Source organism: Variovorax sp. OV084, from assembly GCF_900111625.1.
In the GTDB taxonomy this organism is placed as follows: Bacteria; Pseudomonadota; Gammaproteobacteria; order Burkholderiales; family Burkholderiaceae_C; genus Variovorax.
The window spans coordinates 1-21631 of the sequence record NZ_FOII01000023.1 but is presented as its reverse complement, the minus strand read 5'-3'; the positions used below and the strand labels follow the sequence as shown (position 1 = coordinate 21631).

Annotated in this window: 20 protein-coding genes; 4 read left to right on the top strand and 16 right to left on the bottom strand. The window is 67.0% G+C overall.

Going from position 1 to position 21631, the window contains the following annotated elements; genetic code table 11:
• Nucleotides 1–6 precede the first annotated feature (6 nt).
• Genes BMW87_RS30835 through BMW87_RS30810 form a run of 6 tightly spaced genes read right to left on the bottom strand, consistent with a single transcriptional unit; the run spans nucleotide 7 to nucleotide 5928 of the window.
• The gene (locus BMW87_RS30835) at nucleotides 7–846 is read right to left on the bottom strand and encodes a metal-dependent hydrolase (RefSeq protein ID WP_093081624.1); all 840 of its coding nucleotides are present in this window, start codon (nucleotides 844–846) and stop codon (nucleotides 7–9) included.
• A gap of 23 nt (nucleotides 847–869) precedes the next feature.
• Nucleotides 870–1871 (bottom strand): Bug family tripartite tricarboxylate transporter substrate binding protein, encoded by a 1002-nt coding sequence (locus tag BMW87_RS30830; protein WP_093053207.1) that lies wholly within the window; start codon nucleotides 1869–1871, stop codon nucleotides 870–872.
• 5 nt (nucleotides 1872–1876) lie between these two features.
• The gene (locus tag BMW87_RS30825) at nucleotides 1877–2857 is read right to left on the bottom strand and encodes a Bug family tripartite tricarboxylate transporter substrate binding protein (RefSeq protein ID WP_177192881.1); all 981 of its coding nucleotides are present in this window, start codon (nucleotides 2855–2857) and stop codon (nucleotides 1877–1879) included.
• 36 nt (nucleotides 2858–2893) lie between these two features.
• Nucleotides 2894–4180, bottom strand: coding sequence for a gallate dioxygenase (locus BMW87_RS30820; RefSeq protein ID WP_093081622.1), 1287 nt, complete (start codon nucleotides 4178–4180; stop codon nucleotides 2894–2896).
• Between the two features lie 15 nt (nucleotides 4181–4195).
• Nucleotides 4196–4897, bottom strand: coding sequence for a 4-carboxy-4-hydroxy-2-oxoadipate aldolase/oxaloacetate decarboxylase (gene ligK, locus BMW87_RS30815; RefSeq protein ID WP_177142347.1), 702 nt, complete (start codon nucleotides 4895–4897; stop codon nucleotides 4196–4198).
• A 2-nt stretch (nucleotides 4898–4899) separates the two neighbouring features.
• A complete protein-coding gene (locus tag BMW87_RS30810; RefSeq protein ID WP_093081617.1) occupies nucleotides 4900–5928 on the bottom strand; it encodes an amidohydrolase family protein in 1029 nt (342 codons plus the stop codon).
• A gap of 170 nt (nucleotides 5929–6098) precedes the next feature.
• Here BMW87_RS30810 and BMW87_RS30805 point away from each other — a divergent pair, with 170 nt between their 5' ends.
• Complete coding sequence (locus tag BMW87_RS30805; protein ID WP_093081614.1) at nucleotides 6099–7391, top strand: LysR family transcriptional regulator; 1293 nt, start codon at nucleotides 6099–6101, stop codon at nucleotides 7389–7391.
• Between the two features lie 18 nt (nucleotides 7392–7409).
• Here the strand turns inward: BMW87_RS30805 and BMW87_RS30800 are convergent, their stop codons facing one another.
• The 8 genes from BMW87_RS30800 to BMW87_RS30765 form a co-directional block, all read right to left on the bottom strand.
• Nucleotides 7410–7967 carry a hypothetical protein gene (locus BMW87_RS30800; protein ID WP_093081612.1) on the bottom strand — a complete coding sequence of 186 codons (558 nt, stop codon included), beginning with the start codon at nucleotides 7965–7967 and terminating at the stop codon, nucleotides 7410–7412.
• Nucleotides 7968–7980: 13 nt separating this feature from the next.
• Nucleotides 7981–8748, bottom strand: coding sequence for a DUF899 domain-containing protein (locus BMW87_RS30795; protein ID WP_093081609.1), 768 nt, complete (start codon nucleotides 8746–8748; stop codon nucleotides 7981–7983).
• A 1-nt stretch (nucleotide 8749) separates the two neighbouring features.
• The gene (locus BMW87_RS30790) at nucleotides 8750–9436 is read right to left on the bottom strand and encodes a Vgb family protein (RefSeq protein WP_093081607.1); all 687 of its coding nucleotides are present in this window, start codon (nucleotides 9434–9436) and stop codon (nucleotides 8750–8752) included.
• Nucleotides 9437–9482: 46 nt separating this feature from the next.
• The gene (locus tag BMW87_RS30785) at nucleotides 9483–10703 is read right to left on the bottom strand and encodes a helix-turn-helix domain-containing protein (protein ID WP_093081605.1); all 1221 of its coding nucleotides are present in this window, start codon (nucleotides 10701–10703) and stop codon (nucleotides 9483–9485) included.
• Nucleotides 10704–10723: 20 nt separating this feature from the next.
• Nucleotides 10724–11557, bottom strand: coding sequence for an alpha/beta hydrolase (locus BMW87_RS30780; protein ID WP_093052709.1), 834 nt, complete (start codon nucleotides 11555–11557; stop codon nucleotides 10724–10726).
• An 83-nt stretch (nucleotides 11558–11640) separates the two neighbouring features.
• On the bottom strand, nucleotides 11641–13281 hold the full coding sequence (locus tag BMW87_RS30775) for a methyl-accepting chemotaxis protein (protein ID WP_093081603.1): 1641 nt from the start codon (nucleotides 13279–13281) through the stop codon (nucleotides 11641–11643).
• Between the two features lie 106 nt (nucleotides 13282–13387).
• Nucleotides 13388–14233 (bottom strand): 3-deoxy-8-phosphooctulonate synthase, encoded by an 846-nt coding sequence (gene kdsA / locus BMW87_RS30770; protein WP_093052704.1) that lies wholly within the window; start codon nucleotides 14231–14233, stop codon nucleotides 13388–13390.
• A gap of 63 nt (nucleotides 14234–14296) precedes the next feature.
• Entirely contained in the window at nucleotides 14297–15253 is a 957-nt protein-coding gene (locus BMW87_RS30765; protein ID WP_093081601.1) for a S1C family serine protease, read from the bottom strand.
• A gap of 201 nt (nucleotides 15254–15454) precedes the next feature.
• Here BMW87_RS30765 and BMW87_RS30760 point away from each other — a divergent pair, with 201 nt between their 5' ends.
• Nucleotides 15455–15643, top strand: coding sequence for a hypothetical protein (locus BMW87_RS30760; protein WP_093052698.1), 189 nt, complete (start codon nucleotides 15455–15457; stop codon nucleotides 15641–15643).
• A gap of 12 nt (nucleotides 15644–15655) precedes the next feature.
• Here BMW87_RS30760 and BMW87_RS30755 read toward each other — a convergent pair whose 3' ends face one another.
• On the bottom strand, nucleotides 15656–17335 hold the full coding sequence (locus BMW87_RS30755) for an alpha/beta fold hydrolase (RefSeq protein ID WP_093081598.1): 1680 nt from the start codon (nucleotides 17333–17335) through the stop codon (nucleotides 15656–15658).
• Nucleotides 17336–17554: 219 nt separating this feature from the next.
• On the opposite strand from BMW87_RS30755, the gene BMW87_RS30750 reads away from it, so the two are divergent.
• A complete protein-coding gene (locus BMW87_RS30750) occupies nucleotides 17555–17821 on the top strand; it encodes a hypothetical protein (protein ID WP_093052692.1) in 267 nt (88 codons plus the stop codon).
• A 35-nt stretch (nucleotides 17822–17856) separates the two neighbouring features.
• Here BMW87_RS30750 and BMW87_RS30745 read toward each other — a convergent pair whose 3' ends face one another.
• Nucleotides 17857–18063: a hypothetical protein gene (locus tag BMW87_RS30745; protein WP_093052689.1), complete on the bottom strand. Its 207-nt coding sequence runs from the start codon at nucleotides 18061–18063 to the stop codon at nucleotides 17857–17859.
• Between the two features lie 292 nt (nucleotides 18064–18355).
• Here BMW87_RS30745 and BMW87_RS30740 point away from each other — a divergent pair.
• The coding region (locus BMW87_RS30740; RefSeq protein ID WP_143062637.1) for a two-partner secretion domain-containing protein at nucleotides 18356–21631 on the top strand (3276 nt) is incomplete at its 3' end.

The window sequence follows — 21631 nt, the reverse complement described above, 5'->3', positions numbered from 1 at the left end:
TCCTTGTCAGAAGATGGCCTTCTCGCCGGGCTTCAAAGCCAGCACGCGCGTGCTTGTGCTGCCTAGCGCGCGGATGTATTCGTCGGGCGTGCCCTTGCCGAGCGGGTTGGCGCCATAGTGCATCGGAATCACCGCGCGCGGCTTGAGCCATTCGCGCGTGGCGTAGGCGGCGTCCACCGGGTCCATCGTGAAGTGGCCGCCGATCGGCATCAGCACGAGGTCGGGCTTGTAGTAGTCGGCGATGAACTTCATGTCGGCGAACAGGCCCGTGTCACCCATGTGGTAGATGCGGAAGCCGTTCTCCAGCTCGATGATGTAGCCCACGGGCTCGCCGCCGGGGTGCACTTCGTCCTTGCCGGTGGCCGGGTTCTTCCACACGATGACCGAGGAGTGCTCCGCGTGCACGGCAGTCACCTTGATTCCCGGCACCGGGTTGATCGTGCCGCTCTTGTTGAAGCGCGGCACAAGGTTGGGCGGCAGGATGCCGAGCACGCCCACCGTCTGGTTCATGTCGCCGGGCGCGTACATCGGCACCTGGTTGAGCAGCGCCAGCGCAGGCGCATCCGCGAAGTGGTCGAAGTGACCATGCGTGACCAGCAGCACGTCGACCTTGCCGAGGGCTTCGAGGTTCTTGTATGCCGCGGGCGTCAGCGGATTCAGCTTGAGCCACGGGTCGGTCACGATCACCTTGCCGCCCGGCGTGGTGATGCGGAATGCCGACTGGCCGAGCCAGAGCACTTCGGTCTTGCCACCACTCGTGGAGGGCGACGATTGGGGCGATTGCGCGCAGGCGGCGAGCAGTGCCGCGACGACAAGGGCGAGCAGCAGACGGGCGAGCGATTTCATGGCCGGTGTGTTCCTGTCCAACTTCAGTCGACGGTGATGTGGGCGCTCTTGATCACGCGGTCCCAGCGCTTCATTTCGCTCGCGATCAGCTGGCCGAAGGCCTGCGGCGTCGTGGGCGTGGGCTCGGCGCCCTCGGCTGCCAGCCGCGCGTGAACGTCCGCCGTGTTGAGCGACTGGTTGATCTGCCGGTTGAGCATGGCGACGATGTCCGCGGGAGTCCCGGCCGGGGCGACCACGCCGTACCACTGGTCGGCCTCGAAGTCCTTGGTGCCGGGCACGCCGCTTTCAGCCACCGTCGGCACGTCGGGCAGCAGCGCGATGCGCTTCGGGCTCGACACCGCCAGCGCACGCAGCTTGCCGGACTTGATGTGCGGCAGCAAAGCGGGCGCGCCGGTGAAGAGCAGCTGCAGCTGGCCCGCGAGCAGATCGGTCACGGCCGGGGCGGTGCCCCTGTAAGGCACGTGCAGCAAAGAGGCGCCCGTCTGCAGCTTCAGATATTCGGTAGCGATGTGCGCCGCGCTGCCGTTGCCGCCGGAGCCAAAGGCCAGCTGGCCCGGCCGTGCCTTGGCCAGCGCGACCAGTTCGGCCAGCGTGCGCGCCGGAACGGAGGAATGCACCACGAGCACGTTCGGCACGCGCGCCACCCAGGCCACGGGCGCAAAGCTGCGCACGGGGTCGTAGTCGAGCTTGGGGTACAGCGATGGGTTGATGGCCAGCGTGCCGATGTGCCCCATCAGCAGCGTGTAGCCGTCGGCAGGCGACTTGGCGACCTTGTCGGCACCGATGGAACCACCGGCGCCGGGGAGGTTGTCGACCACCACGGGCTGGTGCCACGCGCGGCCCAGCTCGATGCCGATGGCCCGCCCGAGCACGTCGGTGGAGCCGCCGGGCGGGAAGGGAATGACCATGCGGATCGGCTTGGACGGATAGGCCTGCTGCGCCATGGCGGCGCGGCTTGCCGGCAGCAGGGCGGCGGCTGCTGCCGCGAGGCAGGCGTGGCGACGGGTGATGCCTGTCGTGGTCATGGCGATCAATCAGGCTTGATGTTGGCTTCGCGGATCAGCTTGCCGTAGCGCGCCACGTCGGCCTTGAGCAGCTTGTCGAACTGCTCGGTCGGCCCCGGCAGCGGAACGCCGCCGGCCGCGGCGAGCTGGGAGCGCACCTCGGGCGAGTCGATGGCTTTCTGCACGGCGTCGTGCAGCTTGTCGACGATGGGCTTCGGCAGCCCGGCCGGCCCCACGAAGCCGTACCACACGCTGGCCTCGAACCCCGGGTAGCCTGACTCGGCAACGGTCGGCACGCCCGGCAGTACGGCGGAGCGTTCGGCGCTCATCACCGCCAGCACGCGCAGCTTGCCGGACTTGGCCAGCGGCAGTGCCTCGAGCGCATTGACCGCAACCACGTCCACATGGCCGCCGAGCACATCGGTGAGCGCCTGCGCGCCGCCCTTGTACGGCACATGCCGCAGTTGCAGGCCGGCGGTGTGCTGGAACAGTTCCATGGCCAGGTGCGGTGTCGATCCGTTGCCTGGCGTGGCGACGGTCACGCTGCCCGGCTTGGCCTTGGCCGCGGCGACCAGTTGGGGCAGCGTCTTGATGGCCGATTCTTCGCGCACCGTGAACACCACGGGCACCCGGCCGACCGAGGCCACCGGCGTCAGCTCGCGCTCCAGGTCGTAGGGCGCGGGCTGGAACAGCGACGGATTCACGGCCAGCGCGTTGGCGGCCAGCAGCAAGGTGTAGCCGTCGGGCGCGCTCGTGATGACGGATTTCACCGCGATGTTGGTGCCCGCGCCGGGCTTGTTCTCGACGATGACCGGCTGGCCCAGGATGGCCGACATCCGCAGGCCGACCGAGCGCGCAATGGCATCGACCGCGCCGCCGGCGCTGTAGCCCACGAGGATCTTCACGGGCTTCGACGGAAAGGCGTCGGCCGCGCTGGCAATGCCGAGCTGGCCGAATGCGGCCAGTGCGGCCACGCCGAGGGCGAGGCGTCGGAAAAGGGGCTTCATTTGTGTTGTCTCCAGAATCAAAAAATCAGGTGCGGCTCAGCGGCGGTCCCACGCCTGCGGCGCGGCGTCCTTGCCGGCCACCGAATACAGGGCGCCGGGCGCATTGCGGGTCTGCTGGAACTCTTCCAGCGATTGGCCGCGCATCGCGGCATAGATGTGCAGGTTCGACACGCCCACCACCGCGCCCAGCTTTTCCAGCATGAAGAAGATCACCCCGTACTGGATCAGGCCGCGCCAGTCGCGGCGGCGCACCATGTCGCGCTCCTTGTCTGTCAGCGCGGCAGCGTCGAACGCGGCCTCTTCGTCGGCAAGAAAGGCTGCGCGGTGCGCCGGGCGCGTCATGCCGTGCAGGAACTTGTTGAGGCGGTAGGCGCGCACGCTGGTCTCGAGCGTGAACGGATAGGTGCCCTGCAGCGCTTCCACGCCCGCCAGTTCCTTGTCGATGTGGCGGCGGTGCCGCTCGACTTCACCGGCGACGGGCGGGCTCGCCAGGTTCTCGTAGATGGCGGTGGCAATGCCCGTCATCGAGGGCAGGTAGTAGCTCTGGTGCGTCTTGCGCACGTTGGACGACAGGGCGCCGCGCATCACCAGCCACATGATGACTTCGGCGCCTTCCATGCCGCCGAGCGTCGCCAGTTCGGCCTGCGTCATCTCGGTGAGCCGCACCGGATCGTTCTCGATCAGGTCGAGAAACTGGGCATCCCAGGCGGTGTTGTTGAAGCCCGCGCGCTCGCCATGCACTTGGTGCGAGAGTCCGCCGGTGGCAACGATTGCCACCTTGATGTCGTCCGGGTAGCTCTCGATCGCGCGCCGCAGCGCCTGGCCGAGCTTGTAGCAGCGCCGTGCCGACGGCACCGGCGACTGCAGCACACCAACCTGAAGCGGCACCACCGGTATCGGCCATGCGGGCTCGTGCGGGCACAGCAGCGACATCGGCGAGAACACGCCGTGGTCCAGCGCCCGGTCCTGGAAGAAAGACATGTCGAACTCGTCGGCCACCAGCGAGCGGCCGATGTGCCGCGCCAGTGCCGGATGGCCAGCCAGAGCCGGCAGGTCGCGCGCGCCGCCGCCTTCGTCGGCCACTTCGTGTCGCTCGCCCACACCAAGCGAGAAGGCCGAGTAGTGGTCGAAGAAGAACGAGCTGACGTGGTCGTTGTAGATGAAGAAGAGCACGTCGGGCTTCTTGTCGGCCAGCCACTGCTGCACCGGCGCGAAGGCCTCGAAGATGGGCGCCCAGACCGGGTCCTGCTGCTTGTTCTTGTCGAAGGCGAAGCCGATGGTGGGCGTGTGCGAGCAGGCGACGGCGCCGATGATGCGAGCCACAGTGCGGTCCCTTGCTCAGTCGATGTAGCGCAGGCCGGCCTTGGCGAGCGGCTCGCGCATGGCGTACATGTCCAGCCCCAGCTCGCCGGCCGCGAAGCGCGCGCGCTTGCCGGCCTCGTTGGCTTCGCGGGCCTCGGCGGCATCGGCTACGCGTGCGGCCAGCTGCGCCGGCACAACGACCACGCCGTCAACGTCGGCCACCACCACGTCACCCGGCTGCACCAGCGCGCCGGCGCACACCACCGGCACGTTGACCGAACCCAGCGTGGACTTGATCGTTCCCTTCGAATGGATGGCGCGGCTGAACACGGGGAAGTCCATAGCGATGAGGTCGCGCACGTCGCGCACGCCGCCGTCGATCACCAGGCCCTTGCAGCCGCGCGCCTTGAACGAGGTTGCGAGCAGGTCGCCGAAGAAGCCGTCGGTGCTGTCGGCGGTGCAGGCGGCCACGACCACGTCGCCGGGCTGTATCTGCTCGGCCGCGACGTGCAGCATCCAGTTGTCGCCGGGCTGCAGCAGCACCGTGATGGCGGTGCCGCAAATGCGCGCTTCAGGATGGATGGGGCGGATGCGCGGCGCCATCAGGCCCAGGCGGCCGAGTGCTTCGTGCACCGTGGATACGCCGAAGCGCGACAGCTTCTCGACGGCGGCCGCATCGGCGCGCACCACGTTGCGGTGCACGACGCCGAGTTCCTGGAGGAGGGGAGTGGTCGACATGTTCAAAGTCCTTTTTGCTTGAGTGCGCGGTCCAGCCGCGGGTACACGCGGCGCGCGTTGCCTTCGTAGATCTGGTGGCGCGCCTTGTCGTCGAGCATGGGCGTGGCATCGATGTAGCGGCGCGTGTCGTCGTAGAAGAAGCCGGTCTCGGGGTCGATGCCGCGCACCGCGCCGATCATTTCGCTGGCGAAGAGCACGTTGTCGACCGGGATCACGCGCGTGAGCAGGTCGATGCCGGGCTGGTGGTACACGCAGGTGTCGAAGAAGATGTTGTTCAGCAGGTGGTCTTTGAGCAGCGGCTTCTTCATCTCCTGCGCCAGGCCGCGAAAGCGCCCCCAGTGGTAGGGCACCGCGCCGCCGCCGTGCGGAATGACGAAGCGCAGCGTCGGAAAGTCGGTGAACAGGTCCGAGGTGAGGCACTGCATGAAGGCCGTGGTGTCGGCGTTCAGGTAGTGCGCGCCCGTGGTGTGGAAGCAGGCGTTGCAGCTCGTGCTCACGTGCACCATCGCGGGAATGTCCAGCTCCACCATCTTTTCGTAGAGCGGATACCAGTGCCGGTCGGACAGCGGCGGGCTGGTCCAGTGGCCGCCCGAGGGGTCGGGGTTGAGGTTGACGCCCACGAAGCCGTATTCGTTCACGCAGCGTTCCAGCTCGGGAATGCAGCTGGCCGGATCGACGCCCGGCGACTGCGGCAGCATGGCCGCGCCGATGAAGTGATCGGGAAAGAGCTGGCTCACGCGATGGCACAGCTCGTTGCAGATGGCCGCCCAGGTGGACGACACCTCGAAGTCGCCGATGTGATGCGCCATGAAGCTCGCGCGCGGGCTGAAGATGGTCAGGTCGCTGCCGCGCTCCTTCATCAGCCGCAGCTGGTTGCCCTCGATGGACTCGCGCAGTTCGTCGTCGCTGATCTTCAGCTCCGAGACTTTGGGCCTGGCCGACGGGTCCTTGATGCCGGCGATCTGCCGGTTGCGCCACGCCTCGAGGGCTTTGGGCGCGGTCGTGTAGTGGCCGTGACAGTCGATGATCATTCGCAACGCTCCGGAAGGTGTGCAGGGGGTGCTTCAAGCATGAAGAGAAGTCTGCGCGGCGGTTGCTTTGCGTGGGGTGAGTTAGCGTTGCGCTGCCATCATTCTTTTTTATCGATAAAGGGTTTACCCTTAGGCGTGAAAATGCATGATCGAGAGCGACGCCTCCACCCGTGAACAAAAAAAACGAGCATCACAAAGTTATTGCGCACGCCGACAGCGTGGCGCTCGGCATCAACCTGCGCCACCTGCGCGCGTTCTCGGCCGTGGCATCTGCCGGGAGCATTGCCGCGGCTGCCGAGGCGCTGTTCCGCGTGGCGTCGGCGGTGACGCGTTCGATCCTCGATCTGGAGGCCGCGCTCGGCAGGCCGCTGTTCGACCGGCGCTCGCGTGGCGTGGCGCTCAATGCATACGGAGAACTGGTGCTGGCGCGTGCCCTGCGCATCGAGCGCGAGTTCGAGGAGGCGCGAACGCAGCTGGCGGCGCGCGGCGGAATCGACAGCTCCGCCGATGTGCATTCGCTCTTCACTTCGATCCTGAATGGCCGACGCCTCGCCGTGATTGCGAGCCTTGCCGAGAAGCGCAACATGCCCGCCGTCGCGCGCGAGTTCGGCATCACGCAGCCGGCCATCAGCAGCGCATTGAAAGACCTGGAAAGCGGGCTCGGCGTCACGCTCTTCAACCGGAATGCGCGCGGGCTCACCGCGACGCCGGCGGGCGAGATCGTGGCCTTCTACTTCAAGCGCGTGCTGTCGGAGCTGCGGCACATCGGGCCAGACATCGCGGCCAGCGAAGGCACCTTGCAGGGCAGTGTGAACGTGGGTGCATTGCCGCTCGGGCGCACGCAGATCCTGCCGCTGGCGATTGCCTCATTGCTCGCGCGGCATCCGGGCCTGCACGTCACCACGGTCGAGAGTCCGTACGACGCGCTGGCCGCGTCGCTGCGCAGCGGCGACATCGACTTCATCCTCGGCGCGCTGCGCAGTGCAGGTGAAGCGAAAGACCTGCAGCAGGAGCCGCTGTTCGAAGACCGCATCTCGGTGATCGCCCGTGCCGGTCACCCGCTCGCGCGCGCGAAGCGCATCGACTTCAGGATGCTGCGCGAGGCGAGCTGGACGCTCTCTCGGCACGGCTCGCCATCGCGCGAGCTGCTGGAGCGCTTCTTCTCGGATGCGCGGCAGGCGCCGCCACTGCCTGCGGTCGAGACAGGCGACCTTGCCGTGCTGCGCGGCCTGCTGCTGGAAAGCGACATGCTGACCGCGATCTCGGCGCACCAGCTGCGCTACGAGATTCGCGACAGCAGCCTGGTGGTGCTGGACTTTCCGCTCGAGGAAACACGGCGCGAGATCGGTTTGACGCAGCGACTGGGGGCGTTTCCTTCACCGGGCGCGCGGGCCTTGATGGACGAGATCCGCAAGGTGGTGGCCGGGTCGCCGGATTTCCACGTGCCGAAAGGGCGGCAGTGATGCGGCCGGGCATCGCCTTCAGTGCGGCGCCGCAGGCGACTTCCGCCTGAAGTCGAAGCCGCGGCACACGCCGGTGGCGATCATGCCAGTAACGCCGAGCATCGCCGCTGTGTGAACGCCGACGGCCGCGAGCGCCAGCATCAGCGAGCCCGATGCGGTGATCTCGCGTGCTGCCGGTGCGTCGCCCATGCACAGCGGAATCAGCGCCGGCACCAGCATCAGCCCCGCGCCGTGCGCGGTGGACATCATGAAAGACCAGAGCGCCAGCCCGGCATGCCCGGCCGTCTTGCCCGAGCTGCGGCCCCACAGGTGATACGCGACGACGGCGACAAGCAGCCCACCCGCCAGCACCTGCAGCGCCATCCGATCCATCGACAGGCCCAGCGCTACAGCAGCGGCAACCAGTGCGACCGATGCGGCGTGCCCGACCGCGATCGGCACCAGGGCCCGCAGCGCCTGCGACCGGTCGCGTGAGCGCACGCCCCAGGCGGCTGCGAAGGCCCAGCCGGTGGCAGGGTTCAGCCCGTGAAGGGCGCCGACCCCCGCAACCGCCAGCCAGGGCCAGAGGCTTGCCATGATGCTTCGCGCTTCAGCCGTGTGCCGAGCAGCACGAATCGCCTGCCGTCTTTGCCTGCGGCTCGTAGCGGTCGTGGTGGCGCACCCACTCCATCTTGTAGGGCACCTCGCGCTCGTCGCGGCCCTTGGGCGTGAGGTCCATCATGTAGTAGGCGCCCATCATCACTTCCACGCCGCGACCGAAGGTCGAGTAGGTGTGGAACACCTCGCCCGCGTCGTCCTTGTAGAACACGCTGACGCCGGGCGCCTCTTCCTGGGGAAAGGGCTGCACGGCGTAGTTGTAGTAGACCTTGCCGGTGGCCTGCTCCTCGGGGGTGAAGCTGACGTGGAAGTCGTGGTTGAAGTCGCTGCCGTTCGCCGACACCCACTTGAACTGCCAGCCCATGCGCTCGCGAAAGCGCGCGATCTCGGCCAGCGGTGCGCGCGAGACGGCCACCATCGTGATGTCTCGATGCGCCAGATGCACGTTCATGCCGTCGGTGTGGTCGGCCATGAAAGAGCAGCTCTGGCAGCCTTGTTCCCACCCCGGGCCGAGCATGAAGTGCTGCACCATCAGCTGGCGGCGTCCCTCGAACAGCTCGGCGAGCGTGCGCTTGCCCTCGGGCGTGTCGAAGACGTAGTTCTTCTCGACGCGCTCCCATGGCAACGCACGGCGCTCGCGGGCAATCTGGTCGTGCAGGTGCATCAGCTCCTTCTCGCGCGCCAGCAGTGCCTTGCGCTCGGCGAGCCATTGGTCGCTGGACACGACGGGGTGGTTTGCTGCGTGATTGATTTCGGTCATGTCAATGCTCCGGTGAGTTGCGGGGACGGCGCACGGCGCGGACCTTGCCGCTCTTGCCGCCGCCGGCATAGAAAAGATCGGCGCCGTCGGACTCGAGTCCGCTGACGCCGATGCCATGCGGCATTTCGAGCCGCTCGAGCACGGCGCCGCTTTGCGGGTCGATGCGGCGGATGTCGCTTTCTTCGGCCTCCCAGGTGCCGTGCCACAGCTCGCCGTCGACCCAGGTCACGCCGGTGACGAAGCGGTTCGACTCGATGGTGCGCACGACGGCACCGGTCTCGGGGTTGATCTGGTGGATCTTGCGGTCGCGGTGCTGTCCCACCCACAGGCTGCCTTCGGCCCAGGTGAGGCCCGAGTCGTTGCCGTGGCCGGGCGAGGGGATCGACGCCAGCACCTTGCCCGTGGCCGGGTCGATCTTGTCGATGCGCGACTCGGCGATCTGGTAGAGGTATTTGCCGTCGAAGGCGGTGCCGGCGTCGCAGGCGGTGTCCAGCGTGCGCGTGGTCTCGCCGCTGGCGGGGTCGAAGGCCACCAGCCTGGCGCCGGTGGCGGCCCAGACGCGCTGGCCGTCGTAGGTCACGCCCGCCACCTGGGTGGCGTCGGCAAAGGGGCCGTACTCGCGCACGATCTCGGCCGGCCGCACGGTGGGCTGGGGTCTGCTCTTGCTCGTCTTGTTGTTGCTGCTCATCGTTGGCTCCTTGTGAAACGCCTCGGATCGGCGCCTGGAGACAACTCTATTCAAACGGCAGCGCAGCGGGGAGTAACAAGATCGTCGTGAATCCCGCCAGCGGCGGCGACAGCCAGCGGCGCGAGCGCGTCTGGCCGATGGAGCGCACCCGGCCTTCGGCCTCCAGCTCGACCAGCGCGCGCTGCACGGTGCGTTGGCTGGCCCCGAGCGCCAGCGCCAGGGCCGAGGTCGACCAAGCCGCGCCGTCGGAAAGCAGCGCCACCAGCGAGGCCTGGTCGCCGTCGATGGGCGGCGCCAGCAGGGCGACGGTGCGTTCGCCGTGCGGCTTGAGCACGAAGCCGCGCGGCGTGGCCTCGATGCTCGCCAGGGTGGTGACGAGTGCGCGCAGGCGGCCGATCTCGACACGCAGGCGCGCCCGATGCGTTTCGTCGGGATGGCGGGTGCGGAATGCGCTTGCGATCAATGCTTCGCGATCGACATCGCCGGGCCACGCCTCGGCCAGCGAGCGCGCGAGCGTGAACAGGATCGGACGGCGCGCCAGCGGCTGCCACGCGTCGCCCGCGCCCAGGCCCCGGCGGCAGGCATCGACCACCAGTGCGTCGGAGGCCAGGAGCGCCGCGACTTCATCGAGGCGCAGCGTCTGCTCGCCGCCCGCGAAGATGCGCCGCGCAGCGGGGCGCTCGAAGGCAGCGCGCGCCTCCGCCACCTCGGCCAGCAGCGCCGGTACGCGCGCACGCACGGCCGCTTCGTGCGCACGGGCCAGCGCTGCCTGCGCCGGGCCGATGCGCAGCGAGCGCAGCGCCAGCTCGGTCGCGGTCAGCTCGGCCACCGCCGCCAGCGACGGCGGCAGGCCGCGCGCATCGAGGCGCTCCAGCGCGGCCGCGGCTTCGGCGAGACGCCCCAGCAGCAGGAGCCGGCGCGCCGCGATCAGCCGCGCCTGCAGCGCGTTGGCGTGATCGTCGTGCGCCTCCAGCGTGGCTGCCGCAGCCGTCAGCGTGCGCGGCGAGCCGCCAAGGTCGCGCATCGCCAGCGCCACCTCGGCCTCGGCCACGATGCAGCGGGCGCGCGACAGCACTTCATGCGCGCCGAAGTCGCGCGCGGCGCGCCGCAGGAGTTCGCGTGCGCGCGGGTGCTCGCCGAGCTGGGCCATGGCGATGCCGCGCAAGGCCAGCGCAGGTGGGTCGTCGCGCAGGGCGACCCGCTTGAGGGCACCTAGCGCATCGCCAGCGGCCAGGGCGCGGGCGGAGGCGGCGATCAGGGAGTCCATGGCATCGACCAGCCAGCGGGCTATGCCGCCTTCGGCTCGGGAATGACCGCCGTCAACGCAAAGTCGACGAGATAGAGCCAGGTCTCTTCCAGGCCCATGATGCTGTGATGGTTCGACGCGGGAACCGTCTGCACGCTGACCGGGGTGGGCCATGCGGCGATGAGTTTTTGCGAGCGCTCGGGCAGCACGACGTCGTCGTGCTCGGCCAGCAGCACCTGGGTTTTCGCGGCGACCTCCTTGCAGTGCTCCAGCGAGTTGAACTGGTGCCGCAGCAGCAGCGACAGCGGCACGAGCGGGAAGCGCTTCTTCGCTACTTCCAGCATCGAGTCGTAGGGGGTGACGAGTTGCAGGCTCTCGAAGTCTTGTCGCGCCACGAGCTGGATGGCTACGCCAGTCCCCAGGCTGCGGCCGACCACGTGCAGGCGTGCATGCGGAAAGGCGCGGCGCAAATGGTTGGCGAACTGGCTCGCGTCTTCGACGGATGCGATCTCGGAAGGGCGCCCCTGCGAGTCGGCCACCCCGCGGTAGTTGAGCGCGGCAAAGCCGAAGCCTTCGGGCAGCCAGTGGAGCATCTGCGCGGTGGCGCGCACGTCTTCGCCGCGGCCGGCGAAGTAGACGAACAGGTCCCGCAGCGAGTCTTCGCCCTGGGGGTGATAGACATACCCGCGGACCATGCCGCCCGGCACGGTGTGGGAGTACGTGGAGAAGTCGTCCGACAGATGGACGACGGGCAGTTTGCGGGCGTTGAAGAGGATGTGCCCCTGGCGCGTGGCAAGCAGGGTCCAGTACGCCGCGATGCTGCCAATGGCGGCAGCCGAGGCCGACAGGGCAATGCGGGAGACTTTGGATGACAAGGTAGGCTCCGGAGGAAAGACTGATACGTGGCGCCTAGTTTCGCCTCATTCCTCCGTGCAGGGCCTTTGTCGGCTTCTTCCGCCTAGTGGGACGCGATCAGCTCCTGGTAGGCGCGTGGCGCGTTGGGTGCGTAGGTGCTCAACGACGTGGTCGCGGATGCCGCAGCAGTGTGCTGCCGCTCCAGCTTGAACCTGCCGACGATCCGCGACAGGCTCCCTGCCTGTTCCTGCAGCGACTGGGCTGCGGCCGAGGCCTCTTCGACCAGCGCCGCGTTCTGCTGCGTCGCCTGGTCCATCTGCGTGACGGCCTGGTTGATCTGCTCGATGCCCGAGGTCTGCTCCTGGCTTGCCGCGCTGATCTCGCCCATGATATCCGTCACGCGCTTCACGCTGCCGACGATCTCTTCCATGGTGCGGCCGGCATCGGCCACCTGCCGGCTGCCTTCCTCGACCTTGTCGACGGAGTCGCCGATCAGCGTCTTGATTTCCTTGGCCGCCGCGGCCGAGCGCTGCGCCAGGCTGCGCACTTCGGATGCCACCACAGCGAAGCCACGCCCCTGGTCGCCCGCGCGCGCTGCCTCGACGGCCGCGTTGAGCGCGAGGATGTTGGTCTGGAACGCGATGCCGTCGATCACGCTGATGATGTCCACGATCTTCTTCGACGACGCATTGATCGACCCCATCGTCTCCACCACCTGGAACACGACGCTGCCGCCCTTGACTGCCACTTCAGAGGCGGAGGTGGCCAGCTGATTGGCCTGGCGTGCGTTGTCCGCGTTCTGCTTCACGGTGGAGGTCAGCTCCTCGAGGGAGGCCGCCGTCTGCTCCAGCGAGCTGGCCTGCTCTTCGGTGCGCGACGACAGGTCCTGGTTGCCTGTGGCAATCTGCGAGCTGGCCGTGGATACGTTCATCACCACGCCATGCACCTGCGTCAGCGAACCCTGCAAGGCGGTGCGCATCTGGTCGAGAGCGCGCAGCAGGTGGCCGGTTTCGTCCTTGGCATAGCTTGGCTGGACTGCACCAGTGAGGTCCATCTCGGCGATCGACTGCGCGATGGTTTCGGCGCTGCGCAGCGGGCGCGTGATGCTGCGTGCCAGCAGCCAGGCCAGCAGGGTGCCGAGCACCAGGCTCACGGCGGAACACACGATCAGCAGCGTGCTGGTCTGTGCGCGCAGATTGTTGGCGCGGGCGGCGGCGGCATCGAGCTGCTCGCGCTGCATGTCCACCACTTGCTGCACGCCCGCGATGTAGCTGACCGATGTGGGCTGGAACTGGGAGTCGAAGATGCGGTTGGCGCCTTCGAGGTCGCCCTTCAGCTTGAACTTGCTGACTTCCTCGCGCGAGGCGAGGTAGGCCTTTCGCAGGTTGCCGACCTTCTCGAGCAGCTCACGCTCCTCGGGCTTGGCCAGCTTGCCTTCGATGAACTTCTGCAGCTCGTTGGTGTCCTTGATCGACTTGGCCGTGGCCGGCGCGAAGTAGTCGATCAGGCTGGCGTCGCTGCTCTTGGCAATGGCCGCCGCCCGCTGCACGCCCGACGTGGTGTGGCGCAGCCAGTCGGAGCCGGCGCGCTCGGTCTTGACGTTGTCCTCGATCATGGCGTCGATCTCCTGGCTGAGCTGCTGCAGCTTCCACACCGCGGCGACGCTGGTGGCGAGAAAGAGCGCCAGGATGGCGCCCAGCACGATGGCCAGGCGCTTGCCAATTGAAACGTTGCTCAGAAACATATTCGGACTCCGGAATCCAGGGGAATGGCTGGATATCGGCAGTCCAAATGAAAACTTTAGTAAATGGCCCACGGATGGAGCCGCGCCGGGCCCTCGGGCCCCTGCTTCAGATCTTCAGGGGAGCGAACGACTTGACCAGATCGTCCAGCGCCTTGATCTGCGTCAGGAACGGTTCCAGCTTGTCCAGCGGCAGTGCGCTCGGGCCGTCGCACTTGGCCTGCGCCGGATCAGGGTGGGCTTCGAGGAAGAGGCCCGCCAGGCCGACGGCCATGCCGGCGCGTGCCAGGTCGGCCACCTGCTCGCGGCGGCCGCCCGATGCGGCAGCGCCGGCTTCGCGCTGCTGCAGCGCATGGGTCACGTCGAAGATGATGGGCAGGTTCTGCGTCACCTTCTTCATGACGCCGAAGCCCAGCATGTCGACCACGAGGTTGTCGTAGCCGAAGCAGGTGCCGCGGTCGCACAGGATGAGCTTGTCGTTGCCCGCTTCCTTGAACTTCTCGACGATGTTGAGCATCTGCGAGGGGCTGAGGAACTGCGGCTTCTTGATGTTGATGATGCGGCCCGTCTTGGCCAGCGCCACGACGAGGTCGGTCTGGCGCGCGAGAAAGGCGGGCAGCTGGAGCACGTCGACCACCTCCGCGACCGGGGCCGCCTGCGCGGTTTCGTGCACGTCGGTCAGCACGGGCACGCCGAAGGCGTCTTTCACGGCCTGCAGGATCTTCAGGCCTTCGTCCAGGCCGGGACCGCGGTAGGAGTGGATGGAGGAGCGGTTGGCCTTGTCGAAGCTGCCCTTGAAGACGTAGGGAATGCCCAGTTTCTGCGTGACGCGCACGTACTCCTCGGCGCTGCGCAGGGCCAGGTCCTTCGATTCGAGAACGTTGACGCCGCCGAAGAGGACGAAGGGGGCTTCGTTGCTGGCGTTGACTTGAGGGGTGATGGTGACGGTGGACAAGGTTTTCTCCTGGACAGGTGCTTCACTGCAGCCGCCTATTGTCGTTGCGCCGGCAGGAGGGGGTCAGCCTGCGGGCGTTACCGTCAGGTAAAACGGCGTGAGCGTCCCGGCCACGGGCCGCAACAGCTTGAGCAGCAACGGGCGTCCATACCCTTCGCCCGCCAGCCGCTTGAGCAGGTCGGACAGCTGGGCCAGTGGCACTCCGTCGCAGCCAATAAGGATGTCGCCGCTGCGTAGCCCGTCGCGCGCGGCGGCCGAGCCGGCCACCACCTCGACCACGCGCACCCCGGTGGCCACGGGCCATTCGTTCTCGCGCACCCAACGCCTGGGCAATGCCACGGCCGCGCATTGCACGCCCAGCTTGCCGCGGCGCACCGCGCCATGACGCATCAGCTCGCCGGCCACCCAGCGCGCGGTGTCGATGGCCACCGCGAAGCTCAGGCCTTGCGCCGAAGGGATCACCGCCGTGTTCACGCCGATGACCTGCGCCGCGCTGTCCAGCAGCGGGCCGCCCGAGTTGCCGGGGTTGAGGGCCACGTCGGTCTGGATCACGTCCTCGATCATCCGGCCGCCCCGCGCGGGCAGGCTGCGGCCCAGCGCGCTCACGATGCCGGCGGTCACGGTGAAGTCGAAGCCCAGCGGATTGCCGACCGCCACGGCCAGCTGGCCGGGTTGCAGGGCGGCCGAACTGCCCAGCGGCAGGAAGGTGCTCGGGTGCGACTCGATGCGCAACACCGCGATATCGGTCGAGGCGTCCAGCCCGACCAGGCGCGCGACGCTTTCGGTGCCGTCTGCGAATGCGGCGCGCAGCTCGCTCGCGCCCTCGACCACGTGGGCATTGGTGAGCGTGAAGCCATCGGGCGTGAACAGGAAGCCGGAGCCGCTGCCCTGGCCGCCCGCGCCGCCGCGCTGTGCCTGCTTTCGGACCTTGATGTGGGCGACCGCCGCGCTGGCGGTGTGCGCCACCTGCGTGACGGTGGCCGAGTAGGAGTCAAGAATGAATTCGTCGCGCGCGCCCATGGAGCACCTCTTTTCAGTCGCCAGATCCCAGAGGAAATGGCGGCATGCCGGAGGTTTTCAACCCGGGCACGGGAAGCCGGCAGGGCCATCGTTTCAGTGCCCAGCGTTCATGAAGCCTTCAGCAGAGGCTCAGCGATTCTTCAGCAGCCGCCCGGACACTGGGGCTCCCAAGAACTACACCGACAGCACGGGGAACACAGCTTGAAGCACCTCATTCTTCTGCTTGCAGTCGCCAGCCTTGCGGCCGGCTGCGGCCACGACAACCACCGCCGCAATCGTGACCGCGACCACAACGGCATTCCTGACCGCTATGAACGCAACCGCGACAGTGATGGCGACGGCGTGCCCGATCGCTATGACCGCCGGCCGGACAACCCGCGCAAGTACTGATCGCCTCGTCGCTCAGGGCGCCTTCGGCCGCGACGACGGTTCCCACGAGTCGGGCGTGGTCGCCACCAGCGACTTGAAGTCCTTCCACGGCCGCGCGCCCGGGATGGTGCGCCCGCCGACGATCAGCGACTTCGCGAACACCACCATGCGCTCGCGCAGATAGGCCTGGTCGGATGCGGGCCAGGTCTCGATCGAGTGCGGCCCGCGCGCCAGCACGATCTCTTTCAAGCCGCGGATGCGGTTGTAGGCGGCCACGGTGCCTTCGAGCGTTTCCGCGCGGTCCCACAGGCCCTTGCCGAAGAAGGCGGCGGGCCAGCGGTCCATGCCCGCGAGCGTGGAGGAGTTCGGATAGAACACGATGTGGTGATCGGCCGCCATGCCGCCCAGGAACAGGTTGCGGTCGGCCAGGTCGGGCGAGTCGCCCACATAGCCCGCGCCGCTGGCGAACGACGACAGCAATATCGCACCGCGAATGTTCCGCAGGCCCTTGGGCGGCGTGCAGTTGGGCTCGGGCATGTCGAAGCTGCACTGGGCCACGTAGTTTCTCGTCATGGCCCAGGCGGTGGACATCGAGCCGCGCGAGTAGCCGCCGAGCACCAGCGGGATCTCGCTCGATGGCATGCCTGCGAGCAGCTTGCCCCGGGTGGCTTCGCCTTCGAGCACTTCGCCCTGGGGCGTGAGGATGCGCAGCCCGCGCCCGGTTTCCAGCGCCGTGAGCGCGCGGAACACGTCTTCCCCTTGCTCCAGCGTGTTGGTGTCGCTGAAACCGCCCGACAAGCCTTCGCCGCGCCGGTCGTAGGCCAGCACGTCGAAGCCGGCCTGGTTGAGCGCATACAGGTTCTCGCGCCACCAGCGCTGGCCCATGGTCTCGGTGGTCGCGTTGGGAAAGTTGATGGGAATGGTCTTGCCGGTCTTCTCGTCGATGCGGTACGACGCCTCGTCGGGGTGCTGGATGGCCGTGAGCTGCCCGCCGCCGCCCGGCGCCATGATGACCAGCGCGCGCACTTTCTTGCCCTTGCCGCCGTCCACGCCCGCGCCTTCGATGTACCAGCCGCGCAGCTTGATGTCGCCGGTCATCTTCAGGTCGATGCGCTCGAAGGTGTCGCGCGGCGCGGTGAACTCGACCATGTAGGTGCGGGCGTCGGCCCTGGCGATGCCTTCGCGGTACGGCGCCTTGGCGAAGAAGGCGGGCCGGCGGATCTGCTTCAGGTCGACCTGGCCGTCCGGATCGATCTTGCCGGAGGGGTCGACCACGCCTGTCGATCGCGTGGCACGCTCCTTGTTGGGCGGCAGCCAGCGCTGCATCTGCGCGTCGATGCGCTTGAAGCACGCCGGGTCTTCCTTGCAGGCGCGCCAGCGGGCCTTGAGCTTGTCGTCGGTGAACTCTGCGATGTGATAGTCGCCGCCCGCATAGCCGGAAGGCGTGGGGTTGGCCGTCATCAGCACCGGCACGCAGACCTTGGTGCCCTTGCTGTTCTTCTGGTCCTGCGGCAGCAGGTAGCCGCCCATCATGGCGTTGCGGTCGGTGCCGACCCAGGCGGTGCAGTCGGTGGGCGGCGGCGTGCTGGCGGTTGCCAGGCGCTGGGCTTCCGTGGGGCCGCTGCATGCTCCCAACAAAAGCAGTGCGGCAGCGAGGCCGGATGCGGCTGCGCGGCGGCGGAGCCGGGCAGGGCGCGTGATCGTTTCGGTCATCGAATCGGGTGCTCCGGAAAGGCTCCGGGAACAGGAAATCTGGAAGCTGCGATCTTCGCCGGATTGGCGCTGCGCAATGGAAGCCGAAGCCGTTTCCGGATACAAGTTCTCTCCTTGCTGTCTGTAGGACATTTCCTGCGCGCGCATGCGAATTTTTCTACTCTTTGCCGTTGCTGCATGCGCGTCCAATCGCCGCCCCTTCACAAGGAGACAAGAGAGATGAATTTCGAAGGCATCTATTGCTTCGACACCGCGAGCGTGCGATTTGCCTTCTACCCCGAAGGCCCCGGCGGCCCCCGTGTCGTCGCGCAGATTTCCGAGGAAACCCTGCACGACGAATTCGGCGCGCGCGAAGTCGGCGACAGCCTGCTGGAGACATGCAGGCAGCATTTTCACGTCATAGAGCCCGTGGCCGTCGCGCGCTACCAAGCCGAGCCGCATCGGTCCATCACGCTCACGATCGACGACTTCGCGCTGCACGCCTGAGCCGCCAAGGCTTGAAGGCGCCGTGAGCGATTCAATCAACCGTGCCCGGCAGGCGCGCGGTGCCGAATCTCGCTTTGCAGCGCACGCTGGCCGGCCGAGAGCGCCAGTTCATAGCTCTCCACAGCGTCATACGCCTTGCGCAGCACGCGCGGGTGCGTGCCCTTGTCATCGGTTTCGAGCAGCTGCCAGACAAAGGCGCCCGGCAACGGTTCTTCGATGGTGAGTTCGATGGGGTGTGTCATGGGTTTCACCATGGCGCGGCGGGAGAGTCTTGTCTGTAGGTCGGCGGCGACGGCTGCTGCGCGAAGGCGGGGCAAACGCCGGGCATCCGGGCGCAATTTCACCGGCATGCGGTGGCGGCGCAGCCAAGTAATTCATATGCATTACATCGCCCGAAAAACCTTCGACGTAATCTTACAAAGCGTGACTAAATACCTTGCTGAGATGTAACGCTATCCCATAATCGCGCCCCTGCAACGCGTGTCTAGACACAAATGTGTTGCGGATTAACAAAGATTTGAGGGAGCGCTAAACATGAATCGGCACTTGCACCGCGTTGTTTTCAATGCGGCCAGAGGTATGCGTATGGTGGTCCAGGAGACGGCCACCAGTACCGGCAAGGGTGCGAGCAAGGCGACGACCGCAGCGGGCGCCATGGCCATCGCCGGCGTGCTGATGGCAACGTCGGCACATGCACAGATCGTCGGCGCGCCCAATGTGCCGGGCAATCTTCGCCCGACGGTGCTGCTGGCGCCCAACGGCGTGCCGCTGGTCAACATCCAGACTCCTTCGGCCGCAGGCGTTTCGCGCAACGTCTACAACCAGTTCAATGTGGGCGCGAACGGCGCCATCCTGAATAACAGCCGGGTGAACGTGCAGACCCAACTGGGCGGGTTCGTTCAAGGCAATCCTTACCTCGCAACGGGGCCGGCGCGCATCATCCTGAACGAAATCAACGGCGGCTCGCCGAGCCAGCTTCGCGGCTACATCGAAGTGGGTGGCCAGCGTGCCGAAGTGATCATCGCGAACCCGGCCGGCATCAGCGTGGACGGAGGCGGCTTCATCAACGCCTCGCGGGCGACGCTCACCACCGGAACGCCGCAGTTCAACGCGATCGGGGGGCTCGACAGCTTCCTGGTTCGTGGCGGCACTGTCACCATTGACGGCGCGGGGCTCGATGCGAGCAAGACCGACTACGCGGCCATCCTGGCGCGTGCTGTGCAGGTCAATGCTGGTATCTGGGCGAGTGAGCTGAAGGTGGTGACTGGTGCGAACGAGATCAGCGCCGATCACAGCCAGGTCACGCCGACATCAGGCACTGGTGCTGCTCCGACCTTTGCGCTCGACGTTGCGGCGTTGGGTGGCATGTATGCGAACAAGATTTCGCTGATTGGGACAGAGGCTGGACTGGGTGTGCGCAACGCCGGGAGCATCGGCGCGAGCGCCGGCAATCTGGTCGTCACGGCGTCCGGTCGCCTGGAGAATACCGGCACGCTGGAGGGCCAGAGCGTGCAGCTTGCCAGCACCGGCAGCGACATCGTCAACCAGGGGACGATCCGCCAGACCAGCATGGCGTCGCTCGCGCTTGCGGCCCCCACGATCAGCAACACCAATGATGGGTGGATCGGCAGCGAGCCTGTGCCTGCTTCGACAGCCGGTACTGGCAGCGGCAGCACCGGTGCAGGTGCCACGCCAAGCTCGGGCTCAAGTGGCTCGACGGGCACCACCGCATCGACCGGCAGCACGACAACCGCTGGCACTTCAACACCAGCAGCAGCACCGATTGAACCGGGCAGCCTCACAGCCGCAGGTGCTATCCGCAACGATGGCGGCAAGGTTTACGCAGGTGGCCCGATCACGGTGCAGACAGCGAACCTGGTCAACAACGGGGGAGCCCTGAGCGTCACGAGCATGTCGCTCAACCAGCCGAGCTTCCAGAATACAGGGGGCACGCTGAACATCTCGGGCGCTTTCACGGCCAATCTCGGCACCTTCAACAACAGCACGGGCACCCTGCACGCCGGCAGCCTGGATATCACGACCACGGGTGACCTGAACAACCAGGACGGCATGCTGACCAGCGACAGCAATGCAAACCTCGCGGTCGGTGGCAACGCCGACAACACACGAGGCACGATCTCCGCCACCGGCGCACTGACAGCCAGCGTTGTCGGCGCGATCCAGAACACCTCGGGCACGTTGACCTCGAACCAGAGTCTCAGTGTCTCGGGCCAATCCTTGAACAACAGCCAAGGGACCATTTCTTCGGCCAGCGGCAATGCCCAGCTCACCGTCGGGCAGCAACTCCTGAACACCGATGGCCATATCGCCAGCGGCGGAACTCTTACGATGCAGACCGGCAGCCTCGACGGCAGCAAGGGCAATCTTCAAAGTACCGGCGACATGAACGTCACGGCCACGCAGGCCCTGACCTCCACCGGCACCAACGTCGCAGGCGGCAACGCCACGCTCAAGGGTGCTTCCGTCGACCTCTCCGGCAGCCAGACCGGCGCATCCGACATCATGATCACGGCCACCCAAGGCAACGTGACCACCAGTGGCGCCACTGTCGCTACGCCCGGTACGCTCGCCATCACCGCCAACGCGCAGCCCGGCCAGACGCTGCTCAACAGCGCCGGCCAGCTCAACGCCGCTCGGTTGAAGATCGATGCCTCGAACATCGCCAACACCAACGGCGGCGAGATCGTCCAGACCGGCACTGGCGCGACCATCCTCGCCGTCAGCGGCAGCATCGACAACTCGAACAGCCACATTGCCACGAACGGCCAGGACCTGACACTCCAGGCAGCGTCCATCACGAACACAAACGGCAAGATTGATCATGCCGGCACCGGCACCCTGACCATCGCGGGCGGCAGCTTCAACGGCGCGAATGGCAAGATCACCGGCAACGGTGCATTGGCCGTCAATCTCACGGGCATGTTCAATCAGGACGGCGGCACGGCTTACGCCCAACAGATCAATCTGTTGGCCGGCTCCCTGAGCAACCAGAACAGTGGCAGCATCGTGCAGGCAGGCACAGGCACCACGACCCTCAACGTCGGTGGAGCCCTGGTCAACAACGGCGGAACCGTCGCGAGCAATGGCGTTATCACCGCCAACGCGGGCTCCATGGCCAACCAGGGCGGCAAGTTCCAGGCAGCGGGCAGTTCCGACCTGAATCTCACCGTCACCGGTCTGCTCGACAACTCCGCGGCGGGCCAGATTCTGGCGGGCAGCAATGCCACCATTCAGGCAGGCAGTCTCAAGAACGACGCTGGCAACCTGACGGCCGTCGGCAACCTCAATGCAACCGTCTCGGGTGCAGCCACGAACGTAGGCGGTACGCTGGCCGCCAACGGCAACACCACGGTCACCGCCGCCAGTCTGGACAACAGTGCGGGAACGGCCGCAGCCGTCAATGGCAATCTGGCTGTCACGACCACGGGCACCACGACCAACACTGGCGGCACCTTGCAAGCCGGTGGCACGACTACGTTGAACAATGGTGGCCTGAGCAGCGCCGGCGGCAAGGTCTTCGGCAACAGCCTGTCCATCGACACGCATGGCAATGCCCTGGACAACAGCGCCAAGGGAACGATAGCTGCGACCACCACTGTCGACGTGAAGTCCGGTGCGCTGAACAACGACGCCGGCCTCGTGCAAAGTGGTGGCACCATGGTCATCGACACGAATGGCCAGGCACTCACCAACGCCAACGCATCGGGCTACACCAACGGCCAAGGCGGCATCACAAGTGCCGACATGCTGACACTCAGTGCAGGCGCTGTGAACAGCAGCGCGGGCTTC